This window comes from Pseudomaricurvus alcaniphilus, from assembly GCF_011440395.1.
In the GTDB taxonomy this organism is placed as follows: domain Bacteria; phylum Pseudomonadota; class Gammaproteobacteria; order Pseudomonadales; family Cellvibrionaceae; genus Pseudomaricurvus; species Pseudomaricurvus alcaniphilus.
The window spans coordinates 1-17,629 of the sequence record NZ_JAAOIX010000001.1; the positions used below are offsets into that span (position 1 = coordinate 1).

16 protein-coding genes are annotated in these 17,629 nt (G+C 58.0%); 10 read left to right on the forward strand and 6 right to left on the reverse strand.

All coding sequences use genetic code 11. The features are described 5' to 3' along the window. From G8764_RS22280 to G8764_RS22875, 4 genes are all read left to right on the forward strand, one after another. A partial coding sequence (locus G8764_RS22280) for a hypothetical protein (protein ID WP_207951610.1) occupies positions 1-478 on the forward strand: 478 nt, incomplete at its 5' end. Positions 479-923: 445 nt separating this feature from the next. After that, a complete protein-coding gene (locus tag G8764_RS00005) occupies positions 924-2,276 on the forward strand; it encodes a hypothetical protein (RefSeq protein WP_166160661.1) in 1,353 nt (450 codons plus the stop codon). Further along, the gene (locus G8764_RS00010) at positions 2,273-3,256 is read left to right on the forward strand and encodes a pyridoxal-phosphate dependent enzyme (protein ID WP_166160663.1); all 984 of its coding nucleotides are present in this window, start codon (positions 2,273-2,275) and stop codon (positions 3,254-3,256) included. Before G8764_RS00005 ends, G8764_RS00010 begins: the two co-directional genes overlap by 4 nt. Before the next feature lie 22 nt (positions 3,257-3,278). Then, positions 3,279-4,412, forward strand: coding sequence for a cyclic nucleotide-binding domain-containing protein (locus tag G8764_RS22875; protein ID WP_166160665.1), 1,134 nt, complete (start codon positions 3,279-3,281; stop codon positions 4,410-4,412). On the opposite strand, the gene G8764_RS00020 is transcribed toward G8764_RS22875, so the two are convergent. Beyond that, complete coding sequence (locus tag G8764_RS00020) at positions 4,391-5,356, reverse strand: DUF1853 family protein (protein WP_166160667.1); 966 nt, start codon at positions 5,354-5,356, stop codon at positions 4,391-4,393. The genes G8764_RS22875 and G8764_RS00020 overlap by 22 nt on opposite strands. Before the next feature lie 72 nt (positions 5,357-5,428). On the opposite strand from G8764_RS00020, the gene G8764_RS00025 reads away from it, so the two are divergent. Genes G8764_RS00025 through pepN form a run of 6 tightly spaced genes read left to right on the forward strand, consistent with a single transcriptional unit; the run spans position 5,429 to position 12,048 of the window. Beyond that, positions 5,429-6,310, forward strand: coding sequence for an NAD(+) kinase (locus G8764_RS00025; RefSeq protein ID WP_166160669.1), 882 nt, complete (start codon positions 5,429-5,431; stop codon positions 6,308-6,310). 29 nt (positions 6,311-6,339) lie between these two features. Continuing rightward, positions 6,340-7,305 (forward strand): metallophosphoesterase, encoded by a 966-nt coding sequence (locus tag G8764_RS00030; RefSeq protein WP_166160671.1) that lies wholly within the window; start codon positions 6,340-6,342, stop codon positions 7,303-7,305. 16 nt (positions 7,306-7,321) lie between these two features. Next, positions 7,322-8,200 carry a rhomboid family intramembrane serine protease gene (locus G8764_RS00035; RefSeq protein ID WP_166160673.1) on the forward strand — a complete coding sequence of 293 codons (879 nt, stop codon included), beginning with the start codon at positions 7,322-7,324 and terminating at the stop codon, positions 8,198-8,200. Between the two features lie 3 nt (positions 8,201-8,203). After that, positions 8,204-8,482, forward strand: coding sequence for a YeaC family protein (locus G8764_RS00040; protein WP_243748517.1), 279 nt, complete (start codon positions 8,204-8,206; stop codon positions 8,480-8,482). 23 nt (positions 8,483-8,505) lie between these two features. Further along, positions 8,506-9,348, forward strand: coding sequence for a DUF2797 domain-containing protein (locus tag G8764_RS00045; RefSeq protein WP_166160675.1), 843 nt, complete (start codon positions 8,506-8,508; stop codon positions 9,346-9,348). Between the two features lie 24 nt (positions 9,349-9,372). After that, a complete protein-coding gene (gene pepN / locus G8764_RS00050; RefSeq protein ID WP_166160677.1) occupies positions 9,373-12,048 on the forward strand; it encodes an aminopeptidase N in 2,676 nt (891 codons plus the stop codon). A gap of 65 nt (positions 12,049-12,113) precedes the next feature. On the opposite strand, the gene G8764_RS00055 is transcribed toward pepN, so the two are convergent. From G8764_RS00055 to G8764_RS00075, 5 genes are all read right to left on the reverse strand, one after another. Further along, positions 12,114-12,458 carry a hypothetical protein gene (locus G8764_RS00055; RefSeq protein WP_166160679.1) on the reverse strand — a complete coding sequence of 115 codons (345 nt, stop codon included), beginning with the start codon at positions 12,456-12,458 and terminating at the stop codon, positions 12,114-12,116. Between the two features lie 54 nt (positions 12,459-12,512). Next, positions 12,513-12,917: a DUF4332 domain-containing protein gene (locus G8764_RS00060; RefSeq protein ID WP_166160681.1), complete on the reverse strand. Its 405-nt coding sequence runs from the start codon at positions 12,915-12,917 to the stop codon at positions 12,513-12,515. A 112-nt stretch (positions 12,918-13,029) separates the two neighbouring features. Next, a complete protein-coding gene (locus G8764_RS00065; protein WP_166160683.1) occupies positions 13,030-15,576 on the reverse strand; it encodes a CHASE2 domain-containing protein in 2,547 nt (848 codons plus the stop codon). 20 nt (positions 15,577-15,596) lie between these two features. Then, the gene (locus tag G8764_RS00070) at positions 15,597-16,943 is read right to left on the reverse strand and encodes a FecR family protein (RefSeq protein ID WP_166160685.1); all 1,347 of its coding nucleotides are present in this window, start codon (positions 16,941-16,943) and stop codon (positions 15,597-15,599) included. After that, complete coding sequence (locus G8764_RS00075; RefSeq protein ID WP_207951611.1) at positions 16,940-17,626, reverse strand: response regulator transcription factor; 687 nt, start codon at positions 17,624-17,626, stop codon at positions 16,940-16,942. The genes G8764_RS00070 and G8764_RS00075 overlap by 4 nt, the downstream gene beginning before the upstream one ends. Positions 17,627-17,629 lie beyond the last annotated feature (3 nt).

Here is a 17,629-nt window from a genome sequence, read left to right on the forward strand (position 1 = left end):
CCGCCACTATTCGAAGAAGCTGCCCTATGGCGGCTTTTTTTCTGCCTGTAGAAACTACCAAGCCAGGACGGGACGCGAAGCCGCAAGCGGGTTCACTAACTTTGTCCCGGACAAAGTTAGGCTCTACTCCATTAACGGGGGATGGGCACTCATCGAACCCGTGCTCCGCTGCTACTCAACCAAGCCACTATTCAACGTTGCCAATATTCAACGCAGCCGCTATGCCGTTTGCCAGAATGGTTGGTGGGATTCTTGTGCTGTTCAAAAGAGCTGCAAACAGCCGCAACAGTTAGGCGAGCGAGTGCACCGACATGAGGCACTATCGCCGGACTGTAGTTTGAGCTTTTATCGACTCCGGGCGAATTTTTTTCACCCTCAACTGGCGGCCAGGTTTATGGGCGGTCGATTTGCCAGTCTGCAGGGGTTTGTATCATTGGGCGTAAAACAGTTTTGTCGAGTGTCACGCCATTGTGAGTGAAATTGACGTCATGGGACTCACCTTGGTCGTCAAATGCTGCAAAAATAATCAGCTGGGAACTTTTTTTATAAAAAAGTGTTCTAAACCTGCAACAAAAGCGTCACGCTACTTGCTTATTGTAACTATTATTAAAAGAGGAAATATTTTTCTGGCAGCAATAGGGATTAAGCTAAATCGGAACCAAGGAGTACCATTATGCAGGATTACATCGAAGAGTTACTGGAAGAAGTGCGCGAAGAGTTCGACGACGATCTGTGGTCAGAAGATTACAGCGACGTGTAAACACTCGCCACACCACCACCTCACGCCACCCTCAAATCTCCCTTTTGCAGAGCCGTTCACAGATACGGCCTGCACCCCACTTCATAATCAGGTTATTATCTCACTGATCAACTGCACAGAGGGTTTTGTGCATTAGAACAGGGGGTTCCAGCAGGGCAGGGTTATGAGTTATCAGCGCAGCGCCGATTACAGGGCCGTATTTATCTTTGCAGACAAAAAACTGGTACGGCAACTGCTTTGGTTGGAATTCGAGGCGGTACTGGACGGCTTCGTGCCGCTGGTTGAACAGGCTTCACAAAAGGTACAGGCCGTTTACCTGACCCTGGCCGCGGGGCCAACTGTCAAGGCCGCGGTATTTTTCCTGATCGATTTTGACGAACAGGGGTTTGCCGACCAGCGCTGGAACATCCCGGTTGAGCAACTTGCCGAAAATTCGGCCCCTGGGCCCGATCTGGGTGGCGGCCCAATTCGACTGGCCTGTCGCAGCCAGTGCTCCATCTCCTGGCATCAACAGCAACTGTGGGATCCGGATATGGAGCCCGACAGCGGCCACTTTGCCAGTATCAGGAAGGCAGTGGAAGTCAACCGCTTGCATTTTCCTGCCCGGGAAGAAAACACCGCCAAGCCGGACCTCGCCCCATCCGGGGGGCTTCCCGCAGCGAGCACGGCGTCGACGGAGCTGGTCGAGTTGCTGGAAGCCGAGCGCCAGCGCTCGACCCAGCAAAGCAGTGAGCATCAGTTACATATCGCGACATTACAGGAAAAACACCAGCAGCAACTGGCGGATCTGAAAGCCCAGCACGGGCATCAAGTCCAGGAGATGGCCAGCCAATTGGCATCGGAGCGGCAAACTGTGACCGCGCAGCAACTAAAAATTGCCGAGCAGGAAGAGAGAATTGCCGGTTTACAGCAAAAGATCGGTGGCTTGCGCGAATATTTTGAGCACAAGCTAGAGAGTCGAAAAACCATGGACAAGGCCGCGCTACTGGCGCTGGCGCAACAACAGGATCTTGAGAAGGCAGAAGCGGTTCAGGCAGAGACCGCAGCGCTGCGGGAGCAGCTGCAAATTCGGGATATCGAAGTCATGTACCGCGATACTCAATTGCAAAACCTGCAGACGCAAATCGACAAGCTGCAACGGGAAAAGCAGGCACTGCTGCAAAACAGTGGCAACCAATTGCTGGGGCGACTGCAGGAGTGCGGCGTCAGTTTTATCACGTTCCAGCCCGGAGCCGGGCAAATGACCTTGTCGCTGGACCAGTTGTCGCAATTTATGCAGGATAAATCAGACTTGGTGGCACAGAAATGCGGTGTCAACCGGCAAACCTATCTGGCCTGGTTGCAGCATTACCGGCAGCCCGACTGCGCCGCGCCGCTGGCCAATGGCCAGCGCTGCAGCCAACCAGTAGCGCGGGTTAACGATCCCGCCGACTTTATTGCCGGCAACAGCGACCGCTGTGACAGTCACCGCAGTGACAGCGACCAGCCGGTCACCAGGCAAGCAGCTGCGCAGTGAATGCCCGCGCGTTGCTGCAGTTGTCGCCGAGTGCATGGTCCCGCCTCAATAGGGCACAGCCAATAGACTATCCGCCGCTGCAGCAGAGCGGGGTGCAGCTCTACCTGAAACGGGAGGACCTGCTGCACCCCACCATTTCTGGCAATAAACTTTACAAGCTCCACGGGCACCTGCAGGCGGCGCAGCAGCGGCAGTGTCGGGTGCTGGTCAGTTTTGGAGGTTACTACTCCAATCATTTACACGCCCTGGCGGCCACTGCCCAGGCGCTGGGGTTGACCTCAGTCGGGGTGGTTCGCGGCGACCAGCCGGCACAGCTATCCCCGACTCTGGAGGACTGTCGCAGCCTCGGCATGCAACTTGTTTTTGTCAGTCGTCGGGACTACCAAAGAAAAAACGATCCCGACTGGCTGGCAGGGCTGTTGCCGAAGCACATCAATGCACTACCGGGCCAGGTGTACGTTATTCCTGCAGGGGGAGAGGGCAGCGCCGGGGTGGCGGGCTGCCGCGCCCTGGTCGATGCTATCGATGAGTTTCCTGGGCTTGCCAATACCACGGTCTGCGTGCCCTGTGGCACCGGAACAACCTTGGCGGGCATGCTGCGGGAGAGCCGCAGCGGAGAAACTTACCTGGGGTTTGCCGCGCTCAAGCTGGGCTCCAGGCGTGCTGCCTATAAAGACGATGTGCGGCGCCTCAGCGAAACTGCCACGATCGCCGCGCGCTGGGATATAGTGGACGACTTTCACTGTGGCGGATTCGCCAAGAGCAATACGAAATTGCTGTCCTTTATGCAGCAGTTTGAACTGGCCACCGGGGTGCCGCTGGACCCGGTCTATACTGGCAAAATGCTGCTCGGTATTAACGCGTTGGCGCGGCGCGGCTATTGGCCAGCCGGTCACCGGGTGATTGCGATTCATACCGGTGGCTTGCAGGGACGACGGGGCCAACCTGGCCTGCACGCCCGCGTGGGGCGGGCGCCATGATTCGGCACAATTCGGAGGGTGTGTGACAGGTAGCGAGATAAATTATGATCTTCTGCGGCCGATGGTGCCGTTCAAGGACCTGTTGCCCAGCCACCTGCAGCAATTGCTGGATGAAAGCGAAACTCTCTATCTGTTTCCCGGTGATGTTCTGTGTGAAAAGGGCCAGTACGATGAGGTGCACTACTACCTGTTATACGGCGAGTTGCTAGCCACAAATGGCGACCCCGGAAATGCAGCGGTGGAGGCGGGCGATTACCGGGAGTCCTCACTCTACCCGGTTGCCAGTTGCCAGCCGCGACCCTGCCGCTTGCAGGCGAAGACCGAGGCTCGTGTATTGCAAGTGAATCGCGAGCGCCTGGATCAGCTGCTGGCCTGGAGCCAGGCGGCCGAATATTTACTGGTGGATTTCGCCCGACAACGCGCGCTGGATGAAGACGCCGCCTGGCTGGGCACAATTTTAAAATCCAATTTGTTCCTGAAAGTGCCACCAACCAATGTCGACCAAATGTTCCGGCACTTGCAAACACGGCTGGTCAGCGCGGACCAAGTGATCGTGCGCCAGGGCGAGCTGGGCGACTGCTGTTATTTTATCAAGGAGGGTGAGGCGGAGGTGGTTCAATACTCCGACAGCGATCCCAGGCCTCGGTCTGTCGCTCGCATCTCCGCCGGCCGCTGTTTTGGCGAGGACGCACTCTTGCGCGAGACGGTGCGCAATGCCACGGTCAGGATGCTCACCGACGGCGTGCTGCTGAGCCTTGCTAAAACCCATTTTTTACAACTGCTGAGAGAGCCTCCGGTCGAACAGATTAGCTGGAACGGCTTTTTAAAGCAGGCTACATCCACCACCATCGTCGATGTGCGTACGGAGGCTGAATACGCCCAAGGGCACCTGCGCAATGCAGTCAATATCCCCCTTAACCTGCTGCGTCTCAAGGGCAGGATGCTGACCGCGGCCGGCAGCGACAAGCACCAGTGTGTAGTGTATTGCAACAGCGGGCGACGGAGTGCGACGGCCAGCTATTTCCTCGCCAAACAGGGGCTGAGCGCAGTCAGTCTGGCCGGGGGGATCGGGCAGTTGGAGCAGGAGCAGTGCACGCCCCTGTGGAGCACCACCGACTATGTGTTGCACAACGGTCAGGTGGTGGAAGGCCACTGATCGGCGACGACAAAGAAACGCTCCAGCTCCTGCCAGCCGTCGCTGAGGCCGCCCATGCGGGCGATCTGGAGCGCCTGGTTGGAGCTGTAAAAATGCTTCTGCAACTGATCCTCCAGGCTCTGCGGGTCCAGCACACGGCTGACTTCTGGCGTTGCCGCTGCAATGCGAATGGGGGCAAACCACTGCTGCCGTTTGAGGATGCACCAATGCGCGCCGGGCAGGGAGTGGATTGCACTCAGCGGAAGCCACTGCCCGTGCAGGTGCGCCGGGTGAATGGTACCGGTCGCGCCCAGCGGTGGCGTTTGCCCGAACGGATAAAACAAGCGGCCGCGCACGATGACTTCGCGCCGCAGCCGCTGCCAGTGCCATTGCGTTGGCAGGGCGGCAACTCCCGCCGCCGATTCGACAATCTGCATTTGGCGTTTAAACAAGCTCCGCACTTTCAGGTCGAGCCGGTCGCGAACATTGCTGCCGACCCAGCAAAATGCCGCGTCTGGCTGGATCTCTGGCGGCAGGCGGGCGCTGTCGATACCGAGATAAAATTTCACCGCCAGCTCCCGGTGGCAGAGTGCGCCGGCGCCAGGGTCGTAGGCCAGGCAATCGATTTCACCCAGGGTTTTGCCTTTGCCCGGTACCTGCAGATTGAATAGATACTCCAGCCGGGGCTCAGGCCTGGCCGGGCCGTGGGTTAGCCAAAACTGCCAGAGACGTTCGAAGCGCAGCCCCAGGCGGGTGCTTTTGGCCGCGCCCATCCACGCTTCCAACGGTGCCGGTTGCTGTTGCAGCGCGGCCAGGAATTGTCGATCGGCGGCGTCGGGCAGCTGTATATTGCTGGCAATGGCCGGATCGGAGGAGCGTACCAGCGGCGGGCTAAAGATACTCCAGGCCAGGTCCCTGACCAGCGGCTGCCGATACTCGGTCCAGATTTGATCTGTGCTCTGCATTTGTTCCGCATCCCTGACGTCTGCCGGTAAAGTGGTTATAATAGCCAACTTTTTCCCCTAAAGAGCCTTCTAATGGCAGAATTCAAGCGTATTGGTCTCGTCGGCAGACCCGGCAGCGACCGCTCTCTCTACACCTTGCAGCGCCTGATCCAATATTTGCAGAGCCGGGGCATTGATATCATCCTCGACGATGATATCGCCAAGTCCCTGGGTGAAGCTCAGCTGCCGTCGGCCGATGGCGAGACGCTGGGAAAAACCTGTGACCTGGTGATTGTTGTGGGTGGGGATGGCAGCTTGCTGGGCGCCGCCCGATCATTGGCCAAGTACAATGTGCCGTTGCTGGGCGTCAACCGTGGTCGACTGGGATTCCTGACCGATATCACGCCGGAGGATATCGAGGATAAAGTCGCGGAAGTACTGGCCGGCAAGTACCTGATGGAGTCGCGCTTCCTGCTGGATACATCGGTAGTGCGCCAGGGCAAGGTGATCGGCGGTGGCGACGCCCTCAACGACGTGGTCATTCACCCCGGTCGTTTTATCCGCATGATCGAATTCGAGCTTTATATCGATGGCCAGTTTGTTTACAGCCAGCGTTCTGACGGGCTGATCGTCTCTACACCGACTGGTTCAACGGCCTATGCGCTGAGTGGTGGCGGCCCCATTATGCACCCTAAACTCGACGCCATTGTTATCGTGCCAATGAACCCCCATACACTCAGTAGCCGCCCCATTGTGGTCGACGGCAACAGTGAGATTCGCATCAATGTCGGCGAACACAACCGGGCTTACCCCCATGTCACCTGCGACGGTCAAAACCATGTGGTGACCAACCCTGGTGACGAGATCCACATTCACAAGAAACCGCACAAATTGCACCTGATACATCCGTTGAATCACAATTTTTACGAGACTTGCCGGACCAAACTTGGCTGGGGCAGCCGTCTGGGTGAATAGTTAGCACAGTGATGGTAGAGGTTTAAACGGTGCATCCCGCATTAACTGATGTCCACAAGATCGATGTGATTGGGGACATTCACGGTTGTTATCAGCCATTGACCAAGCTGCTGCAGCGGCTCGGCTATCGGCAGGACAATGGCGTCTTTCAACATCCCGAACGCAAGGCTATTTTTGTCGGCGATTTGATTGATCGCGGGCCGATGATTCGCGAGACCCTGGAGCTTGTCTATCGCATGCACCAGCAGGGTAGTGCCTTTATGGTGCTCGGCAACCATGAGTACAATGCCATTCGCTACCAGGATGAGATAGAGCAATTGATCCGCGGCGACGTGGACGCCGCGGTGCCGGCCCGGCTCAGTCAGCTGATGAAGGACACCATTCTGCAATTTATGAACCGGCCACAGGAATGGCGCAAGTACACACGGTGGCTGTCGCAGTTGCCGCTGTTTATTGAGGGGCCGGGCTACCGGGTGGTGCACGCTTGCTGGGATCACCAACTGATCAACAGCTACCGGCAACACTATCCGGAGCAGGGCATTACCGCTGAATTTATCGAGGCCTCCAGGCAAAAGGGCAGTACAGAAAGCAAAACGGTCGACCGCTTGACCCGCGGTACCAGCATGCCGCTGCCCGACGGCATGCAGCTGGAGAGCAAGGATGGATTTATCCGTCGCGTGTTCCGCACCAAATTCTGGGCCGATAGCCCGGAGACCTACGGCGACATCGTGTTCCAGCCAGATCCGCTGCCCTACGAGGTGGCCGAAAACAAGATCCAGCCTCACCATCGCGGCAAGCTGCTGCACTACCAGCCCCACGAGCCGCCGATATTTTTTGGTCATTACTGGCTCAAGGGGCGCCCGCAGCCGTTGCAAAACAATATTGCCTGTCTCGATTACAGTGCCGTCAGTTTTGGTCGCCTCACCGCATACACCTACCAGGGAGAACAAGTTTTGCAGCCGGAAAACTTTACCTGGGTTTACGTCGACCCGTGATGGGCCCTGGATAATCATGCAATGGCATCAGGTTTATTTGTTCTCACTCGATGTGGATTTGAGCCCGTTAATCGCGGTGTTGAAACAGCGGTATATAGCGCACAGGGTAACGGAAGAGGTGCGCGGCCAGTGTCTGTGGGTGGCCGACAGCACTATGGTGGAGCCGCTGCAGGAGTTTATCAAGGGCGGTGGACTGGCCAGGTTGGAGCCGGCCGCTGCGGTGCCGAAAGGCGCCGCCGGGGTGAGCCGAGGGCCGCTCTACTTGCGTATTTTGAGGGTGTGGAATAATTTTCCGGTCACCCTGCTGAGTATTTACCTCGGGGTGCTGGGAGCGCTGCTGGTCAGCATAGACCACGACCTGCACTGGATCTCCCTGCTCACCTTCCAGCCGCTGGAAGTTGCCGCGCACCAGCTCAAGCTGCTGTCTGTGTGGCAGGGGCTGGAAGGCGGCCAGTGGTGGCGTCTGGTTACGCCGGTATTCCTGCATTTCGGCTTGTTTCACATCCTGTTTAACGGTCTGTGGGTGTGGGAGTTTGGGCGCCGTATCGAGGTGGTTTTTGGCAGCGGCTGGTTGCTGTTGTTGCTGTTGTACCTGTCGGTGTTCAGTAATATGGCGCAATATCTCTGGTCTGGCCCGGCCCTGTTCGGCGGGCTCTCCGGGGTGCTCTATGGTTTAATGGGCTTTCTGTGGATTGGCAACTGGCGTCGACCCCACGCCACCCTGGCCATCCCCAAAGGAATTATCGGTTTTATGCTGGTCTGGATGGGGTTGTGCATGTCCGGAGTTGTGGATGCATTTATGTCCGGCAGCATTGCCAACGGCGCGCATTTCGGCGGCCTGTTGGGCGGCATGTTGATGGGGCTACTGGCCCCCAAATTGGTGTATCGAGTGTGAACTATGAATGAAGACAAGATGACAATCGGGCAACTGTTAGACAGTATCACCCCGGAGGTGTACGAAAACCTGAAGCGCGCGGTTGAACTGGGCAAATGGCCCAACGGTGAAAAGCTGACCACGGCGCAAAGAGAGCACTGTATGCAGGCGGTGATCGCCTATGAACTGAAACACGTGCCCGCCAATGAGCGCAGCGGCTATGTCCCCCCCAAACCCCACAGCCACTGTGGCGGCGAGGGTGAAGTGGTGGAGCCGGAAGACCAGCCCCTGAAGTGGCATTGATAAACCTAAACAGACAAGCACCTATGACACTGCAACACCTGGCCAGTGGCCACCTTAGTAAAATGCGGGTCGATCACGCCCAGCCAGTGCGTTACGAGTTGCCCCTCGACGACCGGCATATCGACCTGATGCCCCTGCTCGGCAAGCACATAAAGCTGGAATACTCCGGTGAGATTCACTGCGGCCACTGCGGCCGCAAAACCAAGAAGAGTTTTGCCCAGGGCTATTGTTATCCCTGCTTCAAGTCCCTGGCTCAGTGTGACAGCTGCATCATGAGCCCGGAAAAATGCCACTACGCCGCCGGCACCTGTCGCGAACCGGAGTGGGGTGAGCGCTTTTGCATGACCGATCATATTGTCTATCTGGCCAACTCGTCCGGCATCAAGGTGGGTATTACCCGTGCCTCGCAGGTGCCGGTGCGCTGGATCGACCAGGGTGCCACCCAGGCCCTGCCTATTTTCCGGGTGGCCACCCGCCAGCAGTCGGGTTTTGTCGAAGACCTGATCCGCCAGCAAGTGCCCGACAAAACCAATTGGCGTACCATGCTCAAGGGCGATGCTGATTTTCTCGACCTGGCGGCGCTGAGGGACGAAATTCTCGACAACGCCTGGAATGATATTGTCGAGTTACAGAACCGTTTCGGCCTGCAGGCCATAGAGGTAATCGACGCCGGCGACCTGTACGAGTTCGAGTACCCGGTGCAGCAGTACCCGGCAAAAATTGTGACCCACAATCTCGACAAGAACCCGGTCGCCGAAGGGGTGTTGCAGGGCATCAAGGGGCAGTACCTGCTGCTCGACAGCGGCGCCATCAATATTCGCAAATTCGGCTCCTACCACATTCACTTCCACGCTCAGGCTGATTAAGCCGCTACCGAGACCAGACCGTTTATGAGAGACGCACAACCAACCAGTATTTATCTCAAGGATTACAAGGTCCCCGACTTCCTGATCGAGCGCACCGAGTTGCAAATCCACCTGCACCCGGCGGCCACCCGGGTGCGCAGCCGGCTGGAGTTAAAGCGCAACCCGAAAGCCGGTAGCTCTAACGCAGCGCTGGTATTGGATGGCCAGGAGATGAAGTTGCTGAGCGTGGAGCTCAATGGCGTGGCGCTGGCGGCCGGCGATTACGAGGTAACTGCCGAAAGCCTGACCATCCACAAGGTAGGGCAGCAGGCAGAGTTGATTACCGAAGTAGAAATCAACCCTGCCGCCAACACCAGTCTCGAGGGCCTGTACAAATCCAGAACCATGTTCTGTACCCAGTGTGAGGCCGAAGGCTTTCGTAAAATTACTTATTATCTCGATCGGCCCGATGTGCTCAGCGAGTTTACCACGACCATTGTCGCTGACGAGAAGCAGTTTCCGGTGCTTTTGTCGAACGGCAACCTGATTGAATCCAAGTCCCTGGGGGATGGTCGCCACCAGGCCAGCTGGCACGACCCGTTCAAGAAGCCGGCCTATTTATTTGCCCTGGTAGGCGGCGACCTGGAGTTTATCGAAGACCGCTTTCGCACCTGTAGCGGCCGCGACATCACCCTGCGCATTTATGTGGAGGAGAAAGACCTGGACAAGTGCGCCCACGCCATGGACTCACTTAAGCGCGCCATGCGCTGGGATGAAGAGGTCTACGGGCGGGAGTACGACCTGGATATCTTTATGATTGTGGCGGTTGATGACTTCAATATGGGGGCCATGGAAAACAAGGGCCTCAACATCTTTAACACCTCCTGCGTACTGGCAAAACCGGAGACCACCACCGATGCCGGTTTCCAGCGCGTGGAAGCGGTTGTGGCGCACGAGTATTTCCACAATTGGTCCGGCAACCGGGTCACCTGTCGCGACTGGTTTCAATTGAGCCTGAAAGAGGGCTTTACGGTGTTTCGGGATTCCGAATTCTCCGCCGACATGGGCTCCAGGACGGTGAAGCGGGTGGAGGATGTCAGCCTGTTGCGGACCCTGCAGTTCGCCGAGGACGCCGGTCCCATGGCCCACCCGGTGCGGCCCGCATCGTTTATTGAAATATCCAACTTCTACACCCTGACCGTGTACGAAAAGGGCGCTGAAGTGGTGCGCATGATTCACACCCTGATCGGCGCCGAGAATTTCCGCAAAGGCAGTGATCTGTACTTTGAGCGTCACGACGGCGAAGCGGCCACCATCGAGAACTTCTTAAAAGCCATGGAAGATGCCTCCGGCCGCGACCTGGGCCAGTTCAGTCGCTGGTACAGCCAGGGCGGTACGCCGCGGCTGGAAGTGAGCGACCAGTTTGACCAGCAGGCGGGTACTTACACCCTGACCATTAACCAGTCCTGCCCGGACACGCCGGACGCGAAAAGCGCTGACAAGCTGCCGTTCCATATTCCGGTGGCGCTGGGCTTGCTGGGCGATGCCGGCAACCTGGCACTCCACCAGCAGGGCCAGCCGGCCAATAACGACAGCGCCGACAACACCCACTGTGTGCTGGAGTTAACCGAACAGTCACAGAGCTTTGTGTTTGAAAAACTGCCGGAAAAACCGGTGCCGGTGCTGTTGCGGGGCTTTTCGGCGCCGGTAAAACTCCACTATCCCTACAATCGCGATGACCTCACCGCAATTATGAGTCGGGACAGCGACGGCTTCAGTCGCTGGGACGCGAGCCAGAAACTGGCGGTGGCGGTGATTGAAGATGTCATGACCAGCTATCGCGGCCAGCAGCAAGGCCAAATCGATCAGCGTCTGCTGTCTGCCTGTCGCCAGGTACTCAGCGACGAGAGCCTCGATCCCGCCATGGTCGCCCTGATGCTGCAATTGCCGAGCGAGAGCTATCTCAGTGAAATTGCCGATACCATCGATGTCGAAGCCATCCACCATGGCCGTTTGCAGGTTCGCAAAGCCCTGGCCTGCGAACTCTACAGTGAATTCAAGCAGGCCTACGAGCGCTGCAATTCCAGCGAAGCCTATGTCTATAGCGCCGCAGCCGTCGCCCGCCGGAGCTTGAAAAACACTGCTCTCGGCTATTTGTTGCAAAGCGATCGCGCCGAGGCGATCAGCCTGGCGCAGGCACAATTTGCGGGCGCTACCAACATGACCGATCAGTCGGCGGCGTTAACCGTGCTGGTCAACAGTGAACTGCCCGGCGCAGAAGCTGCCAGCAGCGAGGCGCTGGCGAGTTTTTACCAGCAGTGGCAACACGAATCGCTGGTGGTCAACCAGTGGTTGTCCACCCAGGCCACCTGTGCACTGCCCGGCGGCCTGGAGCGGGTGCAGGCATTAATGCAACACGCCGCCTTCGACCTGAAAAACCCCAACAAGGTGCGGGCGCTGGTGGGTGCGTTTTGCGCCAACAACCCGATTAACTTTCATCGCCCGGACGGGCTGGGCTATCAATTCCTGGCGGACCAAATCATCGTCCTCAACAAGCTCAACCCGCAAATAGCGTCCCGTCAGTTGACGCCGCTGACCCGCTGGCGCAAGTACGATGCAGCGCGCCAGAAATTAATGCAGCAACAGCTGCAGCGCATTATGGCCGAATCCGATTTATCCAAGGATGTGTATGAGGTGGTGAGCAAGAGCCTGGCCGGCTAAACCCGCACCCACCGACTGCCCGGGTGGCCGGGCAGGGCGGCAACGGCGACACAGAATTGACAATCCTAGTGATTGCCAAACTTGTCTTTCGCTGCCTGCAAGGTGTCTTTGGCTGCGTCAGCGGCAGCTTTAGCCTTTGTTTCCACAGCGTCGCGGGCTGCGGCGGCGCTTTCCTCGGCGTTATCCGCCACGGCCGCTGCCGCGTCTTTTGCCATTGCCCCGGCTGAATTGGCGGCCTCGGAGACGCTGCCCGCCGCAGAATCGGTAGAATGCTTGAGCTCGTCCTGCATGCCTGAAAGCGTGGAGGATGGTGTCTCAGGCGCCTCTTGTTTACCGCAGGCGCTGAGCCCCAGGGTTACTGTTGCCAACAGGGTTGCTACGATCAAATAGATTTTCTTTTCCATGTTCATATTTATTACCTCTGCACTGTGAGTAATGTTGCGGCCAGCTTTTATGTTGGAAAATTAGTAGTGAATGGCTCGCGACATGGATTTGGCCTGGTTGACCCAGTCCTCCACGTGGGCACTGCTGGGCAGAGCGCGCACCAGATTTTTCTGGGTGTTGACTTCAATCATACGGCGGTGCAGGTTAGCCGCGTTGCGCTGTGCCAACTCCACCACCGTATCGACCCCCGAGAGCTCCAGTAAATCGGCGTATTCACCGCCTACTCCTTTGATGCGGGTGAGATCGGCGCGATTGACCCACTTCGAGATAAGCTTGGGGCTGATGCCGGATTGGTTGGCGAGCGCGACCCGGCCAGTAAGCGTGCCGGCTTTAAAGAGCAATTTTTCCAGGCTGGTGACACCACAGCTTTTCAGTTTTTCGGAGTAGTTCTCTCCAATGCCTTCGATGGCAGATAAATTGGTCATGATTACGTCCCTCAGTAAGGTAATTACTTGTGCGTTAGCAGCAATTGAATTATCGGTTGGGAGAGGAACGAGAAGCTATAAGGAACTGTAAAAGCTTTGTAAAACTCGAAGCTTAGACCGGGGCGTGCTGCGCCAGCCTGGGGATTTTCAAGGTGAAAGTAGAGCCGACACCGACACTGCTCTCGACGTCGATACTGCCGCGATGGCTTTGTACCGCCGCGGCCACAAAGCGCAAGCCGAGGCCAACCCCGGAAACTGCGCGAGCTCCCTGTTGAAAGCTATTGAAGATTTTATCAATCTCACCGGCGGCGATGCCGGTGCCTCGGTCGCTGATCTTTATCACTGCGTCATTCTCGTTGCAGGCGAGAGTGACTGTGATCTTGCTGTTGTCCTCGCTGTGTTTGAGGGCATTGTCGAGCAGGTTCAATATGGCTCGCTCCAGTACTCCGCGATTGCAGCTGACCCAAACGTCCTCATCACAGGTTGCCATGCGGAACTGTATGCCGCGTTTGGCGGCCGCGTGAAAGACCAGGGCCACGGCGTTGTCGATCAGGGACTGGGCATCGCATTCATCCAGCGCCGGCGCATCCGCTTGCTCAAGTCGGGCCAGCTGGGTGAAGTTTTCAGCGTAGGCCAGGTTTTCCTGCACGTAGTGTTCAATGTTTTCCAGCAGTTTCAGGTTCAATTGGTCGGGGTTCTCACTTTTTGCTCCCTCGATCAGCGCCAGTACCGAGGTCAGGGGGGCACGCAAATCGTGGGAGAGAAAATTGAGGGCTTCCGAGCGACTTCTCTCGCTGGCTTTAAGGTCAGTAACGTCAGTAAGGCTGATCAGGAACATGGGGCGATCCAGGCGAATCAAGCGGCCGCGGCAGAGCAGGTCGCGGCCGCCGTCCAGGGTTCGTCCTTCGCGATTAAAGGCAATTCCCTGCAATGCCAGAGCGGCCAGCTGGGCACTGATGTCAGCCGAGCCCTGGAATTCCAGCCGCTTTAATGCTTCCAGCAGGCGACTGTCGTTGTTTTGCATTGCCAGCAGGCTGCGAGCTTGCTGGTTGATCAACAGGATGCTGCCGGAACTGTCCGCCAGGATGATACCGCTGGAAAGTTGTGCCAGAGTGCCACTGATCAACTCCCGGTTGTGGCGTGCCTGCTGGTAGGCAAACTCCAGCTGGGCGATATCCACATCGATATAGTCGCCGCCAAACGCAGGTGCGTTGGCGGCACTGCCGGTCTCCGGGAAAATAAGCTCCAGGTTGTTGTCGGTATTGGCGTGGTCCGGGTTCCAGACCAGAGTCAGCAAGCGGCGCTCGCCATCGATGTTAAACCATTTGCTGGACTGTTGTTCGCGGTGCAGCCAGTCGGTTCCCATCTCGCTATGCTGGGCATCGCCAGCATCGCTACCGATATTCCAGCGCTGCAGTCGCCCCAGGGATTGTAAGAACTCGGCGGCCTTTTCCAGGTGGCTCCATGACCAATGACTGTCGGATTTACTATTTTCAGTTTGCAGCAGCTGCAATTGTTTGTGCATAAATTCGACGGCGGCGTTGAGGCGCAACCAGTTCCAGAGTGGGTAGGCCAGCAACACCGTCATCACAACCGGTGCCGGGGAGTACCAGATACGCTGCCACTGCAGCAGCAGGATAGCCGCCAGCGGCACCAGCACTGCGCACAATACCACTGCAATCAACAACGCTCGCGGCTGCAGGCGAGTGAACAGCATAATGGTGAAGAAGGTCAGCCCGAAAGACAGCAGGGCATTGGCTTCCCGGGACAGGCGCTGGGCGAGTTTGCCCTCGCGCAATGCCTGGAAAATATTCGCGTTGATTTCCACCCCGGAAATTTGCCCGAGGGAGGTAGAGATCTTGTCGGCGTGGCCGGCAGCGGTAGCACCGACAAAAACGATCTTGTCCTGTAGCACCCGGGCGGGAATGCGGCCTTTGATGATGTCGACGTAAGACACCATGGCGACAGTTCCGGCGGGGCCCATAAACGGAATCAGGTTTTCGTGGCTGCGGACAATCGAGACCACCGAATTTTGCTGCCGTGCTTGCGCCTGGGTCAGGCCGGGCAGGGGATCAACCTCAAGCTCGAGTACCCGCGCCAGCGCCACCGCGAAATGCTCCCAGTGCGGCGCTACCAGTCCCTCCCGTAAAAACACACTGCGGGCGACGCCGTCGCTTTCCACCTCGATATGAACGTGACCCAGGCGCGCCGCGGCAGCCGCCATTGCAGGAACCGGCTGGATTTCCAGTAATTGCCCGCCGCGATCCGCCTGGCCCACAAATATCGGCAGCACTACAGCACCGTGTTGGGCAATTTCTGCGGCCAGCAGTTGATCAACTTCGGGGTATTCAGTGTCGGCCTCTGCAAACACAATATCGATCGCGATAGCTTTGGCCCCTGCAGCTCGCAACTGCCGCAACAGTTGTACGTGGCGTTCCCTGGGCCAGGGCCAGCGGCCAAACTCCAGCAGGCTTCGCTCATCGATGGCGACGATCAGTACATCGTCCGCCCGGGCGAGGGGGGTGAGTTCGTTGGCACTGTCGTAAGTGATATTGTCCAGCGCCGCAATAAGATTGAACCAGCCCAGCAGCACGCAGAAAAAACCGCCCGCCAGAGCCAGCAACAAACGACCGTAGAGGATTTTCGATGCAAGTCTCACTGGGGCTGGCGGCCTTTGACCTAGAGTGCCAACAACAGCATCAGCACGGTCATCGCTTTAACTTGCCAGGGTATTTCCTGGGGCGGTTGATAGTCCCGGTGGGCACTGGCCGCTGACTCGTTCCCGGCCGCGTCGATGGTTATGACGCGCGAACTGAAGGACGCCGCCGGCGGTTTAAAGCGGATGCTGGTGTCCGTGGTGAGGTGGGTAGTGATGATCTGGTTAAAGCTGTTGTCGCTGCTAATCTCCACCCGATAGCGCTCGGCTCCGGCAACATTGGCCCACTGCAGCTCCATGTCGCCGTTGGCTGTCGGGGTAATGGGTGACAGCTGCGCTGTCGCTGCTGGTCGCGGCACGATGCACAGCGGAGCGCTGCTCTCCAGGCCGTTGAAACCATCCCGGTCAATGGCCCGCAGCTGCAGCCGATAGCAGCCCTCGACCAGGCTGGCAACAGTGTAGCTTGGCTCCGCGCTGGCATGGCTGGCTAACAGGGCGCCGGACTCCCCCTCTTCGAGCAGGTCCAGCAACCAGGATCCGGCACGCTGGTCACCGGCCCATTCAATTTTGACCGGCAAACTGACGGCGGCATAAGAGCGTTTGAATTGCGGCGCCGGCAGCAGTTTGCGGGGCTCGCTCGGGGGCTTGCCTTTGGCCGCGGCTACGCCGAAACCGGCGGGCACCGTGGCGCCGGCTTTGCCCGCTGCCACGTTGACTGCCCCTGCCAACACCTCACTGCGCATGCTGGCACCGTCTGCGCCGAGGCTATTTACGCGGTATTCTGTGCCCCTGACAGCGGCGATAGCGGCGGGGGTAGTAATGCTAAAGCGGGACTTCCGGTTCGGCGCCACCTTGACTTCCACCGCACCGCTGGGCAAGCCCAGCTCCGCAGTACTGCGCTCGCTGGCCGAGCCGCTCATGGTGTTTAATTCGAGCACGCTATTAGGCCGCAGCAGGACCTCGTTGCCGGCGCCCAGTGTCAGCCTGGCAGAACCCTCGTCGCTGACCAGACGCGCACCGAGGTGCAAGCCCTGGCCCTGGCGCAATGGTTCAGCTGGCGCGGCGGGATTCAGGTAGTAATTTACAACTCCGGTGACGGCGCTGACACTGCCTACGGTTGGCGGGTTGATTAACCACTGCGCCGGTATGCGGATCTCACTGCCGACGGGAATGGCCCGATCGCGACTGACACCATTGTATTTGGCCAGCTCGATCCAGCAGCCACGTTTATGGGTGTATTTGAGGCACAAATCCCACAGTGTATCCCCTGGTTGGAAGTGATATACCCAGTCGCTGGCGAAACCGGTGAGTGAAGAGCAGGCAAGTAACGGCGCAAGAAGTAGCTGCGCCAGTCGTGAACGTAGATTCAAAGAGCCTCCAGGCGATAGCCGTGCCGATAGATAGTTTTGATACAGTACCCCATATCCGGCCCAATTTTCAGTATTTTTCGGATACGGCTCATGTGCACGTCGACGGTGCGAGTGTCCAGGTCAGCGCCGACCCCCCAAACATCGCGCAGTAAAAACTCCCGCGACAGCAGTTTACCGACATTGGTCAGCAGGCAGGAGGCAAGCTGGAACTCGGTTGGTGTGAGGCTGACAGTCTCGCCCTCGATGCTGGCCTGTTTGTTGTTCAAGTCCAACACAATAGGCCCCAGCGCCAGGGTGGCGACCGGGTCCTGGCCAACTCGGCGCCACAGGGCGGCCAGCCTGGCGAGTAGCTCGGCTTGCCTGAGGGGCTTGATCAGGTAGTCATCGGCGCCACTGGCGAGCCCCCTGACCACGTCCTCCTCGCTGTCCTTGGCCGTGGCGAACAACACCGGCCCCTCGAAGCCGAGCTCATTGCGCACCTCGGCCAGCACATCGATACCCTCGCAGTCCGGCAATTGCCAGTCGAGTATTAACAGGTCCGCGGGTGTCTGCCTTATGGTCTGGATAAAACTGCTACCGGTGTCGCGGTGCACAACCCGATAGCCGGCGTCGGTCAGCCAACCGATCAGCAGGTCAGCCTGCGGTTTTTCATCTTCGAGTAGGCCAATAGTTATGTCTGGCATTCG